General features: G+C 63.7%; 19 protein-coding genes. 10 read left to right on the top strand and 9 right to left on the bottom strand.

Annotation, left to right across the window (positions count from 1 at the left end):
- Window positions 1-645: 645 nt before the first annotated feature.
- On the top strand, window positions 646-1800 hold the full coding sequence (locus AZG88_RS20470; RefSeq protein WP_061698767.1) for an Lsr2 family DNA-binding protein: 1155 nt from the start codon (window positions 646-648) through the stop codon (window positions 1798-1800).
- A gap of 173 nt (window positions 1801-1973) precedes the next feature.
- Here AZG88_RS20470 and AZG88_RS52710 read toward each other — a convergent pair whose 3' ends face one another.
- Entirely contained in the window at window positions 1974-2345 is a 372-nt protein-coding gene (locus AZG88_RS52710) for a hypothetical protein (RefSeq protein ID WP_197487884.1), read from the bottom strand.
- Window positions 2346-2362: 17 nt separating this feature from the next.
- On the opposite strand from AZG88_RS52710, the gene AZG88_RS20465 reads away from it, so the two are divergent.
- On the top strand, window positions 2363-2734 hold the full coding sequence (locus AZG88_RS20465; protein WP_061698766.1) for a hypothetical protein: 372 nt from the start codon (window positions 2363-2365) through the stop codon (window positions 2732-2734).
- Between the two features lie 1109 nt (window positions 2735-3843).
- Window positions 3844-4281: a hypothetical protein gene (locus AZG88_RS20460; protein WP_061698765.1), complete on the top strand. Its 438-nt coding sequence runs from the start codon at window positions 3844-3846 to the stop codon at window positions 4279-4281.
- Window positions 4282-4321: 40 nt separating this feature from the next.
- On the opposite strand, the gene AZG88_RS20455 is transcribed toward AZG88_RS20460, so the two are convergent.
- Window positions 4322-4789, bottom strand: a complete 468-nt coding sequence (locus tag AZG88_RS20455; protein WP_061698764.1) for a hypothetical protein — start codon at window positions 4787-4789, stop codon at window positions 4322-4324.
- 246 nt (window positions 4790-5035) lie between these two features.
- Here AZG88_RS20455 and AZG88_RS20450 point away from each other — a divergent pair, with 246 nt between their 5' ends.
- Complete coding sequence (locus AZG88_RS20450; RefSeq protein WP_156517563.1) at window positions 5036-6100, top strand: hypothetical protein; 1065 nt, start codon at window positions 5036-5038, stop codon at window positions 6098-6100.
- Window positions 6101-6123: 23 nt separating this feature from the next.
- On the opposite strand, the gene AZG88_RS20445 is transcribed toward AZG88_RS20450, so the two are convergent.
- Both AZG88_RS20445 and AZG88_RS20440 read right to left on the bottom strand, forming a co-directional pair.
- Complete coding sequence (locus AZG88_RS20445; RefSeq protein ID WP_061698762.1) at window positions 6124-6621, bottom strand: hypothetical protein; 498 nt, start codon at window positions 6619-6621, stop codon at window positions 6124-6126.
- Window positions 6622-6623: 2 nt separating this feature from the next.
- Complete coding sequence (locus tag AZG88_RS20440; RefSeq protein WP_061698761.1) at window positions 6624-8033, bottom strand: TerD family protein; 1410 nt, start codon at window positions 8031-8033, stop codon at window positions 6624-6626.
- Window positions 8034-8391: 358 nt separating this feature from the next.
- Here AZG88_RS20440 and AZG88_RS20435 point away from each other — a divergent pair, with 358 nt between their 5' ends.
- From AZG88_RS20435 to AZG88_RS20420, 4 genes are all read left to right on the top strand, one after another.
- Window positions 8392-8967, top strand: coding sequence for a TerD family protein (locus AZG88_RS20435; protein WP_061698760.1), 576 nt, complete (start codon window positions 8392-8394; stop codon window positions 8965-8967).
- Between the two features lie 277 nt (window positions 8968-9244).
- Window positions 9245-9787 (top strand): DUF2510 domain-containing protein, encoded by a 543-nt coding sequence (locus AZG88_RS20430; RefSeq protein WP_082833412.1) that lies wholly within the window; start codon window positions 9245-9247, stop codon window positions 9785-9787.
- A 609-nt stretch (window positions 9788-10396) separates the two neighbouring features.
- Window positions 10397-11407, top strand: a complete 1011-nt coding sequence (locus tag AZG88_RS20425) for a hypothetical protein (RefSeq protein WP_156517562.1) — start codon at window positions 10397-10399, stop codon at window positions 11405-11407.
- A gap of 14 nt (window positions 11408-11421) precedes the next feature.
- The gene (locus tag AZG88_RS20420; RefSeq protein ID WP_061698757.1) at window positions 11422-12015 is read left to right on the top strand and encodes a hypothetical protein; all 594 of its coding nucleotides are present in this window, start codon (window positions 11422-11424) and stop codon (window positions 12013-12015) included.
- Between the two features lie 292 nt (window positions 12016-12307).
- Here AZG88_RS20420 and AZG88_RS20415 read toward each other — a convergent pair whose 3' ends face one another.
- Complete coding sequence (locus tag AZG88_RS20415; protein ID WP_061698756.1) at window positions 12308-13996, bottom strand: hypothetical protein; 1689 nt, start codon at window positions 13994-13996, stop codon at window positions 12308-12310.
- A 444-nt stretch (window positions 13997-14440) separates the two neighbouring features.
- Here AZG88_RS20415 and AZG88_RS20410 point away from each other — a divergent pair, with 444 nt between their 5' ends.
- A complete protein-coding gene (locus tag AZG88_RS20410) occupies window positions 14441-15088 on the top strand; it encodes a hypothetical protein (RefSeq protein ID WP_156517561.1) in 648 nt (215 codons plus the stop codon).
- A gap of 318 nt (window positions 15089-15406) precedes the next feature.
- Here AZG88_RS20410 and AZG88_RS20405 read toward each other — a convergent pair whose 3' ends face one another.
- Window positions 15407-15931, bottom strand: a complete 525-nt coding sequence (locus AZG88_RS20405) for a hypothetical protein (RefSeq protein WP_061698754.1) — start codon at window positions 15929-15931, stop codon at window positions 15407-15409.
- A gap of 119 nt (window positions 15932-16050) precedes the next feature.
- Between AZG88_RS20405 and AZG88_RS20400 the strand changes: the two genes are divergently transcribed.
- Complete coding sequence (locus tag AZG88_RS20400; protein ID WP_061698753.1) at window positions 16051-16278, top strand: hypothetical protein; 228 nt, start codon at window positions 16051-16053, stop codon at window positions 16276-16278.
- Here AZG88_RS20400 and AZG88_RS20395 read toward each other — a convergent pair.
- The 3 genes from AZG88_RS20395 to AZG88_RS20390 are packed head-to-tail and all read right to left on the bottom strand — an operon-like array spanning window position 16250 to window position 17375.
- Window positions 16250-16966 carry a hypothetical protein gene (locus tag AZG88_RS20395; protein WP_061698752.1) on the bottom strand — a complete coding sequence of 239 codons (717 nt, stop codon included), beginning with the start codon at window positions 16964-16966 and terminating at the stop codon, window positions 16250-16252. The genes AZG88_RS20400 and AZG88_RS20395 overlap by 29 nt on opposite strands.
- Window positions 16963-17109 (bottom strand): hypothetical protein, encoded by a 147-nt coding sequence (locus AZG88_RS51850; protein WP_156517560.1) that lies wholly within the window; start codon window positions 17107-17109, stop codon window positions 16963-16965. The genes AZG88_RS20395 and AZG88_RS51850 overlap by 4 nt, the downstream gene beginning before the upstream one ends.
- Window positions 17106-17375 (bottom strand): hypothetical protein, encoded by a 270-nt coding sequence (locus AZG88_RS20390; protein WP_061698751.1) that lies wholly within the window; start codon window positions 17373-17375, stop codon window positions 17106-17108. The genes AZG88_RS51850 and AZG88_RS20390 overlap by 4 nt, the downstream gene beginning before the upstream one ends.
- Window positions 17376-17928 lie beyond the last annotated feature (553 nt).

Below are 17928 nucleotides of genomic sequence, written 5' to 3'. Positions count from 1 at the left end.
ATCCCACGACGTGCTGACCGACCCGGGCACCTTCGACGACCTCATCAAGGTCCCAGGCGAGGTCCACCACCTGAAATACGTGGGTGCGGGCAGCGCCCGACTTCCGTAGCCCCGTCCTCGGAGAACGGCCACGCACGTTGGACGCGCACCCCGCGCCCATGACGCAGCGTCCGCAACCCCCCGTTTGGATCGGAACTCGTTGGGAGAGTGAGGTCTCCGGTGTGGGGTCTTTCTCGGTCTCCTCCCGGCCGTGATAGTGGGCTCGAACACCTTCCCACCGTTATTTTGTGCTGGACTGCGTTTCGCGTCATGGCAGTCTCGAGGCCTTCGGTGCATGTGCGAAGGTGCCCCCGTGTTCACTGCCAATCAGCGGAACCGATTGCAAAGCAACCGAGTTCGTATACTCTCTCCGACTGAAGGAAAAACGCCAGGCCGGGTTGGTCGCAGTGGTCCAGCAGTCGTTGGGCACCGCCGACAGACGGTTCTCTGTATGGTCCTGCTGGACGACAAGGGTGAGGGGCGCTGGTCCTCGGAAACAATGCGGCCCGCGTGTGAGTGGTCGTAGTTTCGATCCGCTGGCGGTGAGCGGGCTGAAATACCGCTACTGTTGCGTTCGACGATTGCCCGGCGAATAGGGAGAAAAATATGGCGGTACCACCGAGGGGTTCTGCAGGCTCGGCGAAAAAGACGACCAAAGAGATTCGTGAGTGGGCGACCGGGGCAGGCTTCAAGGTGTCGTCCCGCGGCCGGATTTCGGTCGAAATCGTGCAAGCCTTTCACGACGCTCGAGCGAAGAAGGCTCAGGCTGAACCGGAGCCGGTGAAGAAGAAGGCCTCGAAGAAGGAAATCGCGGAGACGGCAGCGGTGAAGAAGAAGGCCGTAAAGAAGGTGCTCGAGGAAAAAGCCCCCGCAAAGCGGGCGGCGAGCAAGACTCCAGCGCAGAAAACGACCAAGGAGATTCGCGAGTGGGCGATCGGGGAGGGCTTGGAAGTGTCCTCCCGCGGGAGAATTCCGGCCGAGATCGAGCAAGCCTTCGACGACGCTCAGACGCAGAAGGCTCAGGTCAAACGGGCGCCGGTAAAGAAGACAGCAACGAAGAAGACAGCCGCCAAGAAGACCGCCGCGGCGACTCCGGTCAAAAGAGTAGCGGCGAGCAAGGCTCCGGCGGAGAAAAAGATAGGCGCGACGAAGACGGCTGCCGAGAAGCCGACCGGGACGAAGGCGGCCGTGACGACGCCGGTCACGGCGAAGGTGCCGGTGAAAAAGGCAGTAGGGAATATAGGTCCGGCGAAAACGACGAACAAGGAGATTCGTGCCTGGGCGATCGCAGACGGCCGCGAGGTATCCTCCCGCGGAAGGATTCCGGCCGAGATCGAGCAAGCCTTCCACGACGCTCAGACGAAGAAGGCGGAGGCTAAACCGGCGCCGGTAAAGAAGACGGCCGCGAAGAAGACAGCTGCCAAGAACACGGCTGTGGCGGCGGCTCCCGTCAAGAGAGTAGCGGCGGGCAAGGCTTCGGCGAAGAAGGCAGTCGCGACGACGACCGCCTCGACGAAGACGTCCGGGAAGAAGACAGTCACGGCGAAGCAAACTGCGGAGAAGAAGGCCGTGAAGAAGACGGTCGCGGCGAAGGTTCCGGCGAAGAGGGAACAGGTGAGAAAGGCTCCGGCGAAGAAGTCTTCGAGGGAGATTCGTGAGTGGGCGATCGGGGCGGGCCATGTGGTGTCCTCCCGCGGCCGGATTTCGGTCGAGATCGAGCGAGCCTTCCACGATGCTCAGGCCGAAATTTCGGTCGCGTGAGGTACAGCATTGCCCCCGATTCTCTGTGCGACCATCCAGCCGCGAAGGCCATGAGCCTGTGGGGATCTCGGCGGTGGGCGGGTGTCCGCACCAGCGGTGCCCGGGGAGGGGTGCGAGGTAACTCGGCGTACCTGACTCGACGATTCCCGCGGAGTGGATCGCGATAGCCGGCGTTAGGGAACGCCCGGCGGCCGCGGTTGCCGGGATCTGAGCACCTTTCGGTGACACGATGGGTGGGTGGGGAGACAGAGCGGGATCTTCGGGGTTGTGGGTTTGGTCGTCGGGCTGGTCTTGGTGGTGGTGTTCGCCGCGTTTACGTCGCGGCCGTACACGGTGGCGACGTCGTTCCAGCCGGCGTGGACTGATCCATCCATTGTTGCGGTGGTCGTCCTCGGCGGTGCCGCGGTGGCCGGGTCCGGTTGCGGGGTGGCGCTGTGGCTGTCCGGGTGGCGGGTGGTGCGGGACGCGGCGAGCGCGGACGAACGCCACCGTCGGCGCACCTTCCTGCTGGGCCGGACCGTCGCCGCGGCCCTTGCTGGTGTCACCGTGGGGTTTGTCGCCGATGCTGGTGTCGCTGTATGTCGTGTTCACGGCCACGGTGGGCATCGCGGTGGAATGGGCTGTGGTGCTGGTGCTCTACGCCGGTAGCGCGGTGCTGGCGTACGGGTGCGCCCTGCCTGCTGTGTGGTGGGTGTTGGCCGCGGCGGGCGATGATCGGCGCGCGGGCACCGTGCGGATGCTGGCGGTGTTGCTTCCGGTCGGTGCACTGGCGGCGACGGCCGCGGGTGTGGGTGTCGCTGGGCTGTTCGGGTATTCCACCGTCCCTGCGACGTTGGTGTGCGTTGTCGCGGTGGTGGCCGCGGTGTTGACGGCCACGGTGGCGCTGGCTCGGGTGCTGACTCGGGCCCCGGTGGTGGGCGCCGGCGCCCGGTGACCTCACCCGCGGTACACGACGCCCCCTCGACCGGCCGCGGAGTCGGTGCGCGGCCGGTCGAGGACCGTGAACACTCTCCGGGGGTGAGGGCCGGTGCACCACGGTCATCTGCGGGCGGATGGTGGGCATCCCCGGGAAACGAACACGAACGCGCAGTGGGGTGCACCTCACAGGAGGCGCGCCCCACTGCCGGTGTTCGGTCGAGCCGGTACCGCGGCACCGCGTGACTGCGCTCGACCGTCACCTCCACCGGCGGCCGGGCGGATGGTTCTAGCTCGCTGCCTTCCACCGGTTGCGTCCGTCGGAGCCGGGTGCGCAGACCATCGGTGTTCCGGTGCTGGTGACGCCGGTGCCGCCGCTGCAGAAGGCACCGGGTTTGACGACGATCCCCGAAGGTGCCGGGGCCGCTGGGGTGGGTGGGCGGTGTGGGTGCGGGGCGAGATTGCGGTGCCGGCGCGGGACTCGGCGCCGGGGTTCCGCCGTCGCAGGTCCACAGTCCCCGATCGGCGGCGCGGGCGGCGGCCTCGGCTTCGATCAACCGGTCTGCGGTGCGCAGGTAGTCGACGGTGTAGGCGCGGGCGGCTCCTTCGCGGGCGGCCTTGATCGTGTAGTCACCGTCCATGTCGTTGTCGAGCGCGACGTAACGGTTGACCTGGCCCGCACTGTCGGTGTCGGGTTGCGTCGGTTCGGGGTTGAGTTGGATTGCCCGGCCGAGGAGGTGATCCTTCGCGAACTGGGTCGATTGTGGTGTATGTGCGAGTCCGGAAATTCGGCACACCGCGGTACCCGCACCACGGTTGTCGTCGGCGGCGCCATCCGATCGCACGGTTACCTAAATCCTCGAAAAATGCGACGGCACGCGACATCACAAAAAACAGCGGGGTGTCATTCACGCGATCTACACACCCATATTCAGAATCGGGAACGGCGCGTGAACCATGTCGGCGCGGTCTGCTTTGATACGCACAAGGGGGTGCGAGCGCCGCCGGCACGTAGACGCGCCATCGCGGACCCCGCCGTACCACGCCGTGCGCTAACAAGGACGGCGTGCCTGAGGCAGGAGACATATGAGGACAGCAACGCAACACCGGCGGACCGGCCGGGGAATCATGTTCGCGGCGGCCATCGCGGGGGTGATGAGTTTGACCGCCGGTCCCGCGTCGGCCGAACCTGCACCGACGACGATCACCCTCTCCAGCGACAACCTCTATCTAGGCGAAACCTACACGGTCACGGTGCATTGCCAGGAGCACAGCACCGTCGGCGTTGCGGTGGATGTCGACCCGGCCGTTGCTGAGCAGAGCGACCTGCTCGGAGGTATTCCGGTTGCGCCGAATGAGGACTTGCTGGCAACCGTGCAGTGGACGCCCACCAGCATCGGAACGCACACCCTGTATGCGTATGGCTGCGCCAGTGGTGTGGGATGGCCGGATTATCGACCGCCGACCGCGTCGCTGAGTGTCGACGTAACGGCAGCGCCGACAGGTACGGGCAGCGCCGACGGCATTCCCGTCATCGGGCCGATCTTGAGGAAGCTGTTCGGCTGATCCAGATGATGTCCGTCTTGCTGGTTCCTCTTCGGTGGGGTCAGCAGTGGCCGTCGGCGGCGGCGTAGATGGCGCGCTCGACTTCGGTGCGGTCGGCCTTCGGGATTTCTTCCCACGTCGGTTCGTTCGGATCAGGGGCCGGGACGTCGAGGTCACCGGACGCTTCGAGGTCTTGAAGAAGCTCTTCGCCGCCGGTGCGTGCGAGTTCGAGCAGGCCGTCGGCGGCCTCCTTCGAGTCGAAGGGTTCGCCGACCAGGTCGGCGAGTTCGCGGACCGCGTCGAAGTACTCCAGCGTGTCGTGGCACGTCTGAAGGTAGAGCGCAGCTCCGTGCAGATCCTTTCCGCTCGTGGTCTCCGCCGCCGCGGTAGTCGTGGGTGGGGCGGTGATCCGTTTGATGGTGGAGTCGGCGTCCTGCGTCGAGGTGGTCGCTGATGCCGAAGCGGCGTTGCTTGCGGGGGTGGCTGAGTCGTCGCTGCAGGCGGTCAGGATCAGCGTGACCGCGCTCATGCATGTAGCGATCGAGAGGATGCGGCGGATTCGCATGTTGTGTGTCGCCTGTCTGAAGTCTTGGCCGGGGGAATCTTTGTGATGACTGGGAGCTGTGGATCGGTGGGGAGCGGCTCCCTGGGAGTAACTACCAGACGTGCCGCAGGTGGAAGATAACTGGGGGTCGCTGAAGGTAGTCGCCGGCACATGGGATCGCTTGTCGTACCTGCGCAGGGTGCCCAGGGGTGGCGCAGTAGTGTTCTGCCGGTGTCCTTGACATCTCAGATCGAGTGGGCCGGATCGCCGTTCATGCGGTTCGCGCAGAGATCTATTCCCAACCCTGGTGCGGTGACTGCGGTCCACGACGGTATTCGCAAGCATGCTCTCCGGACGAAATCCAGTCATACCGGGAAGCGGCCGGACTGGGGGTTGATCGGAACCGCCATCGATTTTCGCCTGAGACTGGCGTTCACCACGGACGATCTCGTCCCGGTATCGGCGCGGAGGGGCCATGCAGCGCTGACCAGAAACCATCCGGAAGCGGCCGCCTTGCTGGGTGAGTTGACGGCCGCGATCGCCAGCTTGCTCGCCGAGGCACCCCCACAGCTCGCCGACCGTATCGAGCTGCCCGAGTCGATCGAGAACGACCTGCTCCGCCTCTGCGTGGTCGCCGGCCAACTGGATCAGCTCTACCGCTCGTACCTGCACGTCATCGACAAGACACCACTACTGGACGGCGGAAGGGCGGTGACGTTCGATCAGGCACGCGCGCAGGTGCCGTGGTTCGTCATCGATCAACTCCACGACCAGGTCTGCCTCGCGAACACCGGACTGGGCGAGCTACGTGCCCGTGCGAGCGCGGCGCGCTCGGGGATGAGCTTTTCCGGGTCTGACGCCATCGGCGGCGCCGACGCGGATCTTCTGGTCGACGGGTTGCTTCTCGACTTCAAGTCCACGCACGCCGCGACGACGATCACCAAGTCCGATGTCTATCAACTTGCCGGTTATGCACTCCTGGACTTCGACGACGAACACCATATCGATCACGTCGGGATCTACTGGACACGCCACGGCATCAAGCGCACGTTCTCGCTCCCCGGGTTCTTCGAACTGCTCGGCGCCACCGAGACGGTCCCGGAACTCCGTGCCGGCCTGCGTGCCGAACTCACCGCATACAACGAACAGCGCCAGCGCGCCCGCGACGCGGCGAGAAGCGCCGCCGAGCACCGAGAGGCCGCCGATGCCGAGGCTTCGCGCGAGAGCGGCGAGGAGATACCGGTCCGGCGCATCCATCAGACCCGTCGATGGCTGAGCCGTGTCTTTCAGCGCTGAGACCTAATGATGGGGCAGGGTTGTCAGCTGCCGAAGAATGGCAGCCCCGGTGCGGTGGGTTCGGGTTCTGGTTGTGGTTTGGTGCTCCCGTCGACGGTGAGGGTGAATTTGTCGCTGCCGGCCGCGGATTGCACGTCGCCTTGGAGCCAGCAGTACGCCTCGACGGTGTAGTCCCCGGGGTGGGGCACGGTGATGAGGAATTGTTTCGTCTCACCGATGGATGCGCCGAAGCCGGGGACGCTGGCTTGGGGCAGGGTCGGCCACATCCATGGCATGTCGCCGCCGGTGTTCTGGTGGTCGGTCAGTTGCGGGAAGCATTCGACCCCCGGGTAGGTGAGCGGGCCGGGGTTCGGGTTGGTGACGGTGGCGTGGACGACGAGCCCGTCCGCGTCGGCGGTGATGGTCGGCGCCAGAACCGGTTCCGCGGCACTGGCGGGACCAGCACCGAGGAGAACTGTCCCGGTGAGGGCGGTGAGCACACCGGCGGCACGGGGAAGGCGTTTCGGAGTGTGTGGGTGCATGGTCAGTACTTTCCTGTCGGGGTGGGGCAGCGGCCGGTGTATTTGGTGAGTCCGATTCCGCGGTTCGCTTTCTTGCTGCGACCGACGGGTCCGCCCTGGGGTTCGCGGACCCAGGTGCCGGTGGTGTCGAGTCCGGGCATGTGTTCGCTGCCGGGGTGGCTGTAGCGGGTTTCGCCGTCGACGGTGAGGATGCCGTCTTGCACGTCGATGTGGGCGATGGTGGCCCAGTAGGAGTCCTGTCCGTTGCCGACGTAGACGAGGATTTCGTCGGCGTCGTCGCGGGGGAGCCCGCCGGGTGCGGCGCGCCCGTATCGGATGGCGACGCGGGGGCGGCCGAAGGTGTCGATCGCGCCGGTTCCGTTGTCGACGCTTTGGTAGACGTTGACCAGGAGGTCTCCGTTCTCGGTGGGCAGGACGCGGACCTGTTCGACGGCGGGCCGGTTGCCGTTGCCGGGGCCTTTGCTGTCGCCGTCGTGGTGGATGAACGGCCACTTGTCGAGGGTGCCGCGGTGGCGGGCTTCGCCGCTGATGACGACGAACTTGTTGGTGACCTCGTCGCGGCAGAAGAAGTACACGTCGAGGTCCCCGGTCCCGTAGCGGGTGACCCGGCCATAGGGGTCGTAGTGGGCGCCGCGGCCGTCCCATTCGAGTCCGACGGTCAGTACCCAGTTGGGGTCGCCCTGGCTCTTGCGGAGGTCGATCCGGGCGGTCTTGGTGGCCGAGTCTTTGGACAGGGTGACCTTGACCTTCTCGAAGCTGATCGGCGACACCGACGCCGGCGGTGGTGGTGGGGTGTGCGGGGGAGCGGTAGGGGCGGTTGCCGCTGCGGCCACGACCGGTGGGTACGTCGGCGTGTACTGGTGCGCTGCCGCCGGTGCGGGCGGTGCCGGTGCCGCCGGCGGCGGGGCGGGTTGGTCTGAGACGTCGACACCGTGGTGGGTGACCAGGGCCGCCAGCCCGGTGTCCCAGCCCGCGGAGACATTGCGGGCCTTCCAGGTGCCCTGGCGGCGGTAGACCTCGAGCAGGACCGCTGCCCGTTCGGTGGTCAGGCCGAGCGCCCGTGCGGTGACCCGCATCCCGGTGGGTTGTTCGAGGACGACCCCGAGATTGCCGGTGTGCGCGAGACTCCCGGCGACCTGCTCGTCGAGCGCCACGGCGATGGACAGTTTCTCGATGCCGGCCGGAACAGCGCGGAGGTCGATCGTGATGCGGTCGGCGGCGACCAGTCGGACCGCACCCTCGGGGGAGGTGGGTTGGTTGAAGAAGATGAAGTCGGCGTCCGAGCGGACCCGTTGATCACTACCGAGCTGGAAGGCCATCAGGTCGATGGCGCCCTGGCCGACGCCGGAAACGGCCACAGTGAGCGAGCCGTCGTCGATGGGGGTGTTCTGGCCGCGGGCGAGATCGGTCATGAGGTGCGGCCGGAGCCGGTCCTTTCCATCCAGGTGCTGGTGAGGTCAGAAATGGGTGTCGCGCGTGGGCCGCCCGCAAGGGGAGGTGGTCGACTCATGCGACCGTCGACGGACGAGGCAAACGCTCAGCCACCGAACACCCCCGCCTGGCAGCATCGCACCGGGCGATCCTGCGCCCCCGTCCTCGATCCCCGGTGTGTGCTGTCTGGCAACCGATCACGCGCTGATAGTACGGGCACGACCCGGATTCACCCTGCAATGGCGTGTCCGAAACATCACGTTCTAAGGTGGGTAGCCTGAGCGTCGAATGGGGTGGGCAAACAGTGCGCATCCACACGCTGTGGGCGGAAGGATCTTCATGGGCGTCACCCTGGCCAAAGGCGGCAACGTTTCCCTCGACAAGCAGGCACCGAACCTGACCGCGGTCGCCGTGGGGTTGGGATGGGACGCACGCTCGACCACCGGTCACGACTTCGACCTCGACGCGAGCGCATTGGTGACCGGCGAGAACAAGCGGGTCCTGTCCGATCAGCACTTCGTGTTCTACAACAACCTGCGCTCACCCGACGGATCCATCGAGCACACCGGCGACAACCTCACCGGCGACGGTGACGGCGACGACGAGGTCATCAACGTCGACCTCAAAGCGGTGCCGCCGAACGTCACCAACATCTTCTTCCCCGTCTCCATCCACGACGCACAGCAGCGGGGGCAGAGCTTCGGGCAGGTCACCAACGCATTCATCCGTGTCGTCGACCGCAGCACCGGAAACGAACTGGTGCGCTACGACCTGACCGAGGACGCCTCCATCGAGACGGCAATGGTGTTCGGCGAGTTGTATCGGCATAACGGCGAGTGGAAGTTCCGCGCGATCGGTCAGGGCTACGCCTCCGGCCTGGCCGGGATCGCCCGCGACTACGGCGTCAACATCTAGACCATCGCAACAGGTGAGTGACGCGTGCACAGTGTCATCCACGTAGACACGGAGAGCGGCCCTCAGCCACTACTCGTGCATGGGCTCATTCGTTCACGGCAGCCGGGCTAGTGGCGGTCCTGAACTGTTGGTGTGGCTCCCGACTCGGTCGCCACACCAACACGGTTTCGGTGGTCCCGTTCGACATCATCGAACGGGACATTGATTCGCACCATCGGGGCATTGTGAATTTGCTATCCCTCTTGACCGACCACTTCCCGACCACGAACGGACCCGCATGCCTGACTCAGCATCCCCCGGCTGGTATCCAAACCCGTCGGGGGAACCCAACTCGGTCCGGTACTGGGACGGCCAGACATGGACGGAGACGCGACAACTCGACGTGCCTGCCGCCCACGTTGCACCTACGGCTACACCCGCGTCAGCAGCTCCGCCCAAGCGCCGCCGCAAGGGCATGTGGATTGCAGCGGGCGCTCTGGCCGTCGTCGCTGTCATCGTCGGTTTCACCGTGTTCGGCAACAGCACAGAGGATGAAGCCATCGACAGATGCACAAGCGCCGTGGCCGATCGGATGAAGTCTCCGAGCACTGCCGATTTAAGTAACGTTTCCGCGCACGAGACAGACAGCCTCAAGACCATCGACGAGGACTACGCGCAGTTGGATCGGTACAGCAGCTACGGCGAACTGAGCCGCTGGGTGGTCACCGGGGATGTGGACGCCAGCAACTCATTCGGCGCCACCGTGCGCAGTGAGTTCAATTGCAGCGCCATCATTGGTGACGGGACCATCGTGGGCGTTGAGGTCGGCTACATCGAATAGTCCCTCGACCACCGAAAGTTGTCCGCCTACGTCACGATCGGCCGCGAAACCTTCCTATCGGCTATCTACCGTGCCCATATTCACCCCTTCAGTTTCTGGAGGTCGAGGTATCGCGACGACGCCGTGGAATCGCGGGTCTCGGTGCCCTGTCGTAGTTGACATACCCGAGGCCTATGCATGGACGATCCGACCCGCGAGGTGTGATCGACAACACTCAAGCATTCGGCTGCGATGTAGCAACCCGAGCTTGCCGGTTCTGAAAGAGTGCTCGAATGGCCCGGTCTCAACTGCGGCAGTATCAATGCTGCCTGTTTCTGCACGTCACAGTTATTGCGTGGCAAATGCCACGCGGCAAGCTGGCGGGTGGACGGTTTTGAGTCGCTAACTGGACCGCGATCCGTTGGCGAAACAACTCCCGGTCTGCGGCGCATTCGGGGCGCAACTCGGAATCTGCGTCGACTCAGCGCTCGGACTGCTACTGCCTGCACGCCCAGACGGTCATGTCATTCGGACGAACGACCGCTCCGTGCGAACAGTAACCCGCACATCTTTCACTATGCATCTCAATCCGAAACACCAACGGGACTGGAAGAACAGGAACAAAGAACGATGACGTCATGGGGAGTGCGACTGTTTGAGACGCGGCTGCGTCGCGAGAACGGCCGAAAGGACTTGAACTTCAGTCAGAAGAAGGACTCTGAAACATGGTCCTACCGGAAGTATGCTCACGACCTGCTCACATCGAAGGTCGATCAGACCGAACGGGGGTTTCCCCTTTCGCCTGACTCGGATCCCCCAGCGCCATCGGAACTCCGACAGAAGCCGGTCTTTATGCTCACCCGGATCGAGAAGAAGGGGCGGCACACTTTCGGTGAGGTGGACTATGGGCGCGCGACCGGTCACGACCAGGCAGTTCCGCACGCGGATGTCACAGGAAAGAAGCCGATCGACATCACCGACTACTCACCCACGCGCAAGTACCGCTTCGCGCTGATATTGCCTGAGGCCGGCGATGTCGGGACCCTCGCGGTGGAGGCGGCCGCGGGAGCGTGCCCAGCAAAATACATAGTTCAATGGCTACGCAAGTGGTCACAAGAACAGGCAGCCAAGGAAGGCGCCTCGTCCACTGTGGCGGGTAAGGAACATCCTTGGTGGAAGCTTATCGCCGAGCCGATCGGTGACCCGAAGCAGCTCATGGCCTTCATTGAGGAGAACGAGGCGGAGTCGATGGTTCTCGTTCACCGCAGAGTTGCAGACAGCCGGCTGCGCCGTGACGAGAAGTTCCGGGTTGAGGCTCGAATCGAATCGAAGATGAGCAACAAAGTGATGAAGGCCGTCCAGAAGTCGATCAAGGTGAAGTCCGGGGACGGTGGCATGGCGAACGAGTTGGCAGCCTTGCTCGGTGATGAGATGGAAGGGGTCGAGTTCGACGACGCATGGGTGGTCATCGATACAGATCTCGGCAAACGGCAGGTGAGCCCATCGCGGCTGCCCGACGTCTTCACCTACCCCATCGCGAACCACCGCCCCACAGATGAAGCGTTTCTCGACGAAGTGAGCCGGCGAACCCTCGCATTGATGTCAGCTCGAGCAGCTAGTCTCAATCTCAAAGATCTGTAAGAAGAGAGGTAACCATGCTCGACCGGTTCAATTTTGCCCCGGTCTTCATCGGTCACTGGAAGGGTCTGACCAAGGACACCGATACGGGACCCGTGCCGGACTGGGGAGCACGCGGTGTCGTCGCGGGGGTTCCGCTCCTCGTCATCGGACTGATGGCGTGGAAAGACGTCGAGCTGTCATTTCCTGGCGTACTACTGACGGCTGTCTCATTGCTCTCGGGAGCGAGCCTGACAGTCTTCGCTCAGCTGTCATCGCTGCGGCTGAAGCTCACGGAGTGGTTCGATGACGACGACACTTCCCGTGACAGCGACAAAGATGCCCTGGATGAAAGCGTCAGCCACCTCATGGCCGCGACAATCGCGTGCGTCTTCGCTGCGGTGATCATCGTGGTCGGCATGGTAACGAGCAAGCCCGACGCGGTCAGTCTCTCGGGCGTCGCTGCGTACGCAGCCGGTGGTATCAGTGCGTACATCGCGCTGCTGTACGTCATGCTCATTCCGCGTCTCTACTACGCGTATGTGAACGTCAACCGGGTCCGCGGAAATCTCAATGGATTTGAGATCGACAACACCTCTCGGCGGATGCGAAGAGTTCGTCGTCACTGGTAGTTGGCCTGCCGTCCACCACATTCGAAACCCCGCGCTCACAATGGGTCGTAGCGAGCGCGGGGAAGAGGCCTACCTGAACAGGTAGGCGCAGCGAACCGTCGCGGTCCATATGATGGTTAAACACGGCCAAGTGGCCCCTCCATCTCGTAGCACGTCTTTCCCATGCCGAACGAAGGGAAGATATTGCCGGGACCTATTGACGAACGGCCGGAGGAGTTATGGATCCGCGTGCTTTGCTAACCCTCGTGGTTGGATGATTCCGAACGGATGCCCGGCTGCAGTCTGGTGAGAGTTACTGCAGATCGTGTTTTTCGTTGAGCTCCGGGTGACGGAGCATCCGAACGATATCTGCGAGTATGGCGTCGCCAGTACGAACCTGGTTCTGGGTGGCGTTGGCGAGTGCTGTCGCCTCCGCGGTCACGATTGCGGCGTCTGTGTCGCCGACGCGGGAGACGATGCGGTCATAGAGTTGGCCGCTTGCGGTGGCAACGCGGGCGAGGTGTTCGTGTGCGCATCCCGGGGCGCAGGGGTCGGCGGACGAGTTTTCGAGAACGGCGACTATTCGGCGGAACTCGTCGTCCTCCCAGTGGTCGGCTGAGGTGCGGATCCACTCCATGAGCTCGGTATGTTCCGGGATCTGGTGGTCGCACATCGCGCGGACCTCAGCATCGGGCGCTGCGGCCAGCAGGTCGTCGATCTGTGCGGGGTCGGCGCTCATCGGGTCCAGGCCCAAGATGGTGCGGAAGACGACACTGGTGACCGCGGTGAGCGGCAGGTTGGTCGTGTCCTCGCGGAAGGGTGCGTTGAGCGATTCGGGGTTTTCGGAGGCGCGTTGGATCCAGCGTTCGAATTGTTTGAGGCCGTGTGTAATTGCGTTCTCTTTCGACATTCCTGCGTGGCGTTGGTAGGCGCTGGATGCGTCGCGAGCTGACGACCATGCCATGCGGTACAGGTGGCCGATGGGAAAGTGGGAGGCGCCGCGATGGGTCACGGTTCGGAGTGCTTCTTCGTGTGTGGCAGTGAGGTCGGGGAGGTTGTGCTCGCACAGCTGGTACACGAGGTAGCGTCCGGCTTCTTCGGCGATGACTCTGTGGACGAGGTCGGCGAGTTCAGTTCTGTCGGTCGACCACATTGTGGGTAGTTCGAGGTCGGCGCGTAGGTGAGAAGCGAAGGTTTCGAGGCGGTGTTCGAGGGTTCCGTCGCCGGGGGTGAAGAACCGTGTACGGCGGACGTAGATCCCGTCACCGAGGGTGTGGTCGTCATCCCAGATGAAGGAGTCGGTGGGGGAGGTGGGGTGGATCTGGAGTAGGTGGGCGTGCCAGGCGGCGATGAAGAGTTCCTTGCTGAGAGACTCGTTCGGACCGATGGTTTCGTTGGCGAACTCGACCGGGTAGATCAGGCCGGCACGGTGTCCGACGGCGTGCAGCACGGCGAGCGCACCGATCCTTGCCAGGAGTGGTGCGTCGTCGATGCGCTGTGCGCTGTCGTCGGTGCCGATCGGGTAGCGGGCGGCGATCGCGTCTCGTCGGGACTGTTCGAGCTCCCGCTCCGCCGCCGCTGCGGTCTCTTGCGCCTGACGTTCGGTGAGTCTGCGGGCGCGCTCCTCGAGGGATTTCGGGTTCAGTATTCGCGCGACGCGTTGTTCGACGGTGGTGTTGCAGGCTCGGCAGTCGACGTTCCTCCCCTGCAGCGTATCGGTCAGTGCCTTGCGCGAGGTTAGCGTCAACTTGCCCCCGCACGACGAGCAGGAGTGGTCGGGGACCGTTGCAGTGACGGCAGCGGCGGCCGCGAAATGGGCGGCGTTCGCCCATGCTGTGACGTCGAGCTCGCGGACTTTGGTGGCCCACACGGGTTCGCCGGTTTCGGAGTCGAGGCCGACGATCTCCCAGTACGAGATTCCAATTTCTTGAAGCTCCGCGGGGGCAGAGGAGTTGATCTCGATACGAAGGTCGATATCCGAGGGGCGGAGCGCGTTGGCCATGCCAGATGATAACCACCAGTCCGACCGGGACCGCGCTCCGGACGCTTGCACGCTGCCGCGGCCGAGACAGATTGGCGTGAACACGTTCCCGTCGAGGTGTCCCCTCGACGACGTGCTCAGACCGCTCGGTGCGGCAGATGCTGGATCGATGCCGCCGCCGCAGCCGATACCGACCCAGCCGTCAGTATCGAGGGTCTGGCGCGGTCGTGCTGCCGGCCGGCGCCGCTCCGCGCCACCATCCGGATCTGCTGACAACGGGTGAGCAGCGGAACTGCATCCCTCTAGCGATGTGCCGGGACGAAACAGAACCCCCGGGACGCGACGAATACCTGTGTGCTCACAGGTATGGGTGCACGTCGAGTGCCGCTGTGTCGACCACCACAGTCGGAGGGTGGAACGGAATCGCACCCCCAGTGTCGTGGTGTGTGTATGAGGATCAATGCTGTGACGAACGATGTGCCCGGGACCGACGCCCACGGCCCTGACGACGAGAACACCGAAGCCGACCGATTCGGTGGGGTCGTGCTCCATCCGAGGGACAAGTGCGCGGCCTCGGATTCTTACCCGTGCCTGCGAAATATCTCCGCTGGGTTCGTCTTCCAAGCCGTCCTGCGCGCCGACAACCCAGCGCCGCCGGAGTACGTCACGGTGTGGCTGCCGTCTCACCTACACGATCCTCGCCTCGAGGTGGTTATTTCGGAGTGGAACATGCCGGTAACAGGGTTGGCTTCGCCGGTCGCTCAGGTCCGCTGCCCTGTGTCGGGGCGACACGGTCAGAACCTTGTGGCGGGCCGTATCGATGGATCCCATACCTATAGCCTGTTCGAGCAACACCTTGGCAATTCGCCGGCCAGCAATGAACAGGAGTCAGAGATGTCAGAAGCGTCCATCGCGACGGCCCGCACGATCGAAGAGCTCATCGATGAGTACGACCAGTGGAGGAGTGTTCTCGATCGCGACAGCGACGAATTCGACACGATCGCCAAGATTGCAGCGCTGTATCGTTTCGCGATCGCCAACTTCAATGAGCCAGGGAGCGAGCTTCTCCTCCGGGCGATCGCAAGCATTGAGTCCGTCGAGAAGGAACGGTAGGCAATCGGATTCCGAGACCACAGAATCGCAGAAGTCGCTCGAGCTCAGCGACCTGGCCGACGAATTCTCTCGCTGGAACCGATTGCCCGAGATTGACAGCGATACCTAACGGGGCCTCCACTCAGCTCGCATCGATCTAAAAGTTTACGATCTCCCACTACAACGATCCGGGGATCGAGGTGCTGTTGGACGCGCTCGCGGAGTCTGAATCTCCGTCTAACGATTGACACTCTTCGTCAGCCCCCAAATCCGCGCGGGGCCGACGAGGGTAGGGCAGTCCGCGCTCACCTACCCGGGGGCCAGCATCGCGCTGGTTTGCTAGCCGGTCCGAAGGTCCTGCGTGCGCCACGATCCTCGCTTGCTTCGCCAGGTCACGCGTAGATGTACCTGTCGTCCTTGCTCGCGGCGAACAATCTCGTTGTAGTTGTTCCAGGACTGCTCGGCCAACTTGATCATGCGACCGTGGTGGATCTGCTCGTGCATCTCGGACGGATGAGGCCCGGTCGGCTTCGGAGTGCCCGTTTCGTCCGGGCCGCTTTTCGCTCGGGTGGGAAGTTCGAGCGTGATGATGTCAGCGTTCGACACGACAAGGGGGTCCACCTTGTCTGCTTTGGCCTCGACCTGGTCGTGCGCATCCCAGATTTCGACTACGACGTCGAATGCAGTGTCCTTTCCGACGTTGTACACGTCGAACCGGCCCACCTTGTCCTCATCGGGTGTGACCTGCCAGTCGACATAGGCTCGTTCTGACTGGCGACGGTCGGCGCTGAAGGCGTACCAGCTGGCTATCGACGCGGCGGCGAGGGTGAGGACACCGAGGAGGATCAAGATCGCGTTGACCATGGATCGGAACGCTAGCTGATCGGTCGGCGCACACGCGCCACGGCTCCCGGCCTCACGGCTCCAGGCTGCTCATCATCGGTTTGGATGAGTTGTCGGTGCTGTTGTGTACTTTCGTCCGAATGACTAACAACAACTTCACATTGCCGTGGTCGTGGCTGTCGGAGGACCAGCGGTCCGCCCTCGCTGCGAACCCTGGAGGCCCAGTCCCACCGTTCCTCGTACAACGCCTCAAGGACATCGGCCTTCTCGGCATCGGCAGCCGGCACATCGAGTCCGCGGGCGGATGGTCTTGGTACCTTCCCCACGACGTCGTCCAGTTCATTCGCGAGCAGTCTGCCAACGCGTAGCTCCACGATTTCGGAGGTGCCAACCGACAGCGGCGTCGGTTGGCACCTTCGATTCGGGTTTTACCAGTTTCGGGTGCTTCTGGGCTCGGGCTTCGCGAGCGCTGCTGCCTTCTGATCCAGTTCCGGCCTGCCGCGCCTCAGCTCTAGCTCTGGCGTCGTCGCGCTCCTTGGCCACCCGTTCTTTCTCGGGGATCACGTCACGTTCGTAGCGTTCGTTCGCATCCTCGACAGCTTCGTCGATCGCGGCGATGGTCGATTCGAGGTGTGCTTCCAGAATCGAAGAGTGGACCACGACTTCGGAGGGTCCCCATCCTCCGATGGACGCGTTTGCTTCGAGCGCGTCGATCATATTCTTGAAGTAGTTATCCCACTCCGGTTCGTGACTGCCTGCGAGTCTTACAGTGACCATGAGGATTCCCGGACGGCCTTCTTCCTCCTTGATGGTGGGTGTCCCGACCCGCTCGATCTTCTGCCACGGCTTCAAGGCCATCTGTACTCTCCCGCCTGAGTTGTGTTGCACCAGAGGTGCTCTGTTGCGTGGACCATCATTCTCGCTGAACTGTTGCTCGCGCACTTTGCGGAACAGCGGCAGGATCGTGTCGAGTTGGCGCACCGTGAGAGGTTTGCTGCGAGACAGCGCCTCCTGGAGCCACGCCTCCATCGCCGGCGTCCACTCGACGGTGCTCATCGGTCGGACCTGGTCGGTGCGGTACCGCGATCCGCTTCGTCGCGCAGTTCTGCATTTCTGAACACAGCGACGATCTTCGCGAAGACGTCGTCGGGGGCAGGGCCGACGTTGGCCACCCACTCGTCGATCTCCTCCGGCGTCACCCCTCCTCGTTCTGTGCCTCGTCGAGTTCCCCGCGGGCGGCCTGGAGCTGGTGGCGGGCGTGTCCGTGCTCGGCGTGGGTCTGCTCGAGTCTTTCGTGGGCACTTGTGAGATTGTCGATCACTTCCTGCGCCTTCGCAGCAAGATCCGGACGGCCCTGCGCGAGTGCTGCCGTCCGTGTCCGTTCGGCCTGTGCGATAAGTTCTTCCGTCTCGCCGTCGTTGAGGGTGCGGTCGCTGGATTCGTACACTTCGTCGCTCTGCGTCATGGTGAGGACGATAGCCGGATCCTGTGGATGTGCTTGCGTTTCATTTAGCCTCGGGGCTCTCGTTGGGTCGAAGCTGGTCGCTCTGACACCTCGGCCAATCAGCAAGGTAGACGCCCTCAGCAAGTTAAAGGCTGTACTCACCGAGGCAGTTCACGATTGCCGGCTACTCCCACGGAGCCGATGCAGCAGGCGATCAGGCGTGGCGTCTTCTCCCTGCCCATGAGTCGGACCGGCTCACCCGATCTGCTTGGGATGTCCGCGAGCGTTGCTGCCACTTTGCCGGACCGCCTACCGGCGGGCTAGGGTTCGATTTCGCGGGTCAGGCTGCCGAAGGGGACGCAAACGCCTTGCGAGGTGACGTCTGACGCGAAGCTACCCACAACCCTCATCGGCCCGTTTCTGCGTTCACGTGCAAGAACTCCAATTGAGACGCCTGAGTCCACCAGTTTCACCTTAAAGGTTGGCAGTGTGATTCCAGGACTGAGGGATACAGTCGACGGTAGCGTCTCTGATACGTCGCCCCGCAGTACCCTCGAGAAATGATCAATACCTG

It is taken from the genome of Rhodococcus sp. LB1 (genome assembly GCF_001583455.1).
GTDB classification, from domain to species: Bacteria; Actinomycetota; Actinomycetes; order Mycobacteriales; family Mycobacteriaceae; genus Rhodococcus_F; species Rhodococcus_F opacus.
The sequence above is the reverse complement of the archived record's forward strand: the minus strand, read 5'-3'. Positions and strand labels throughout refer to the sequence as shown.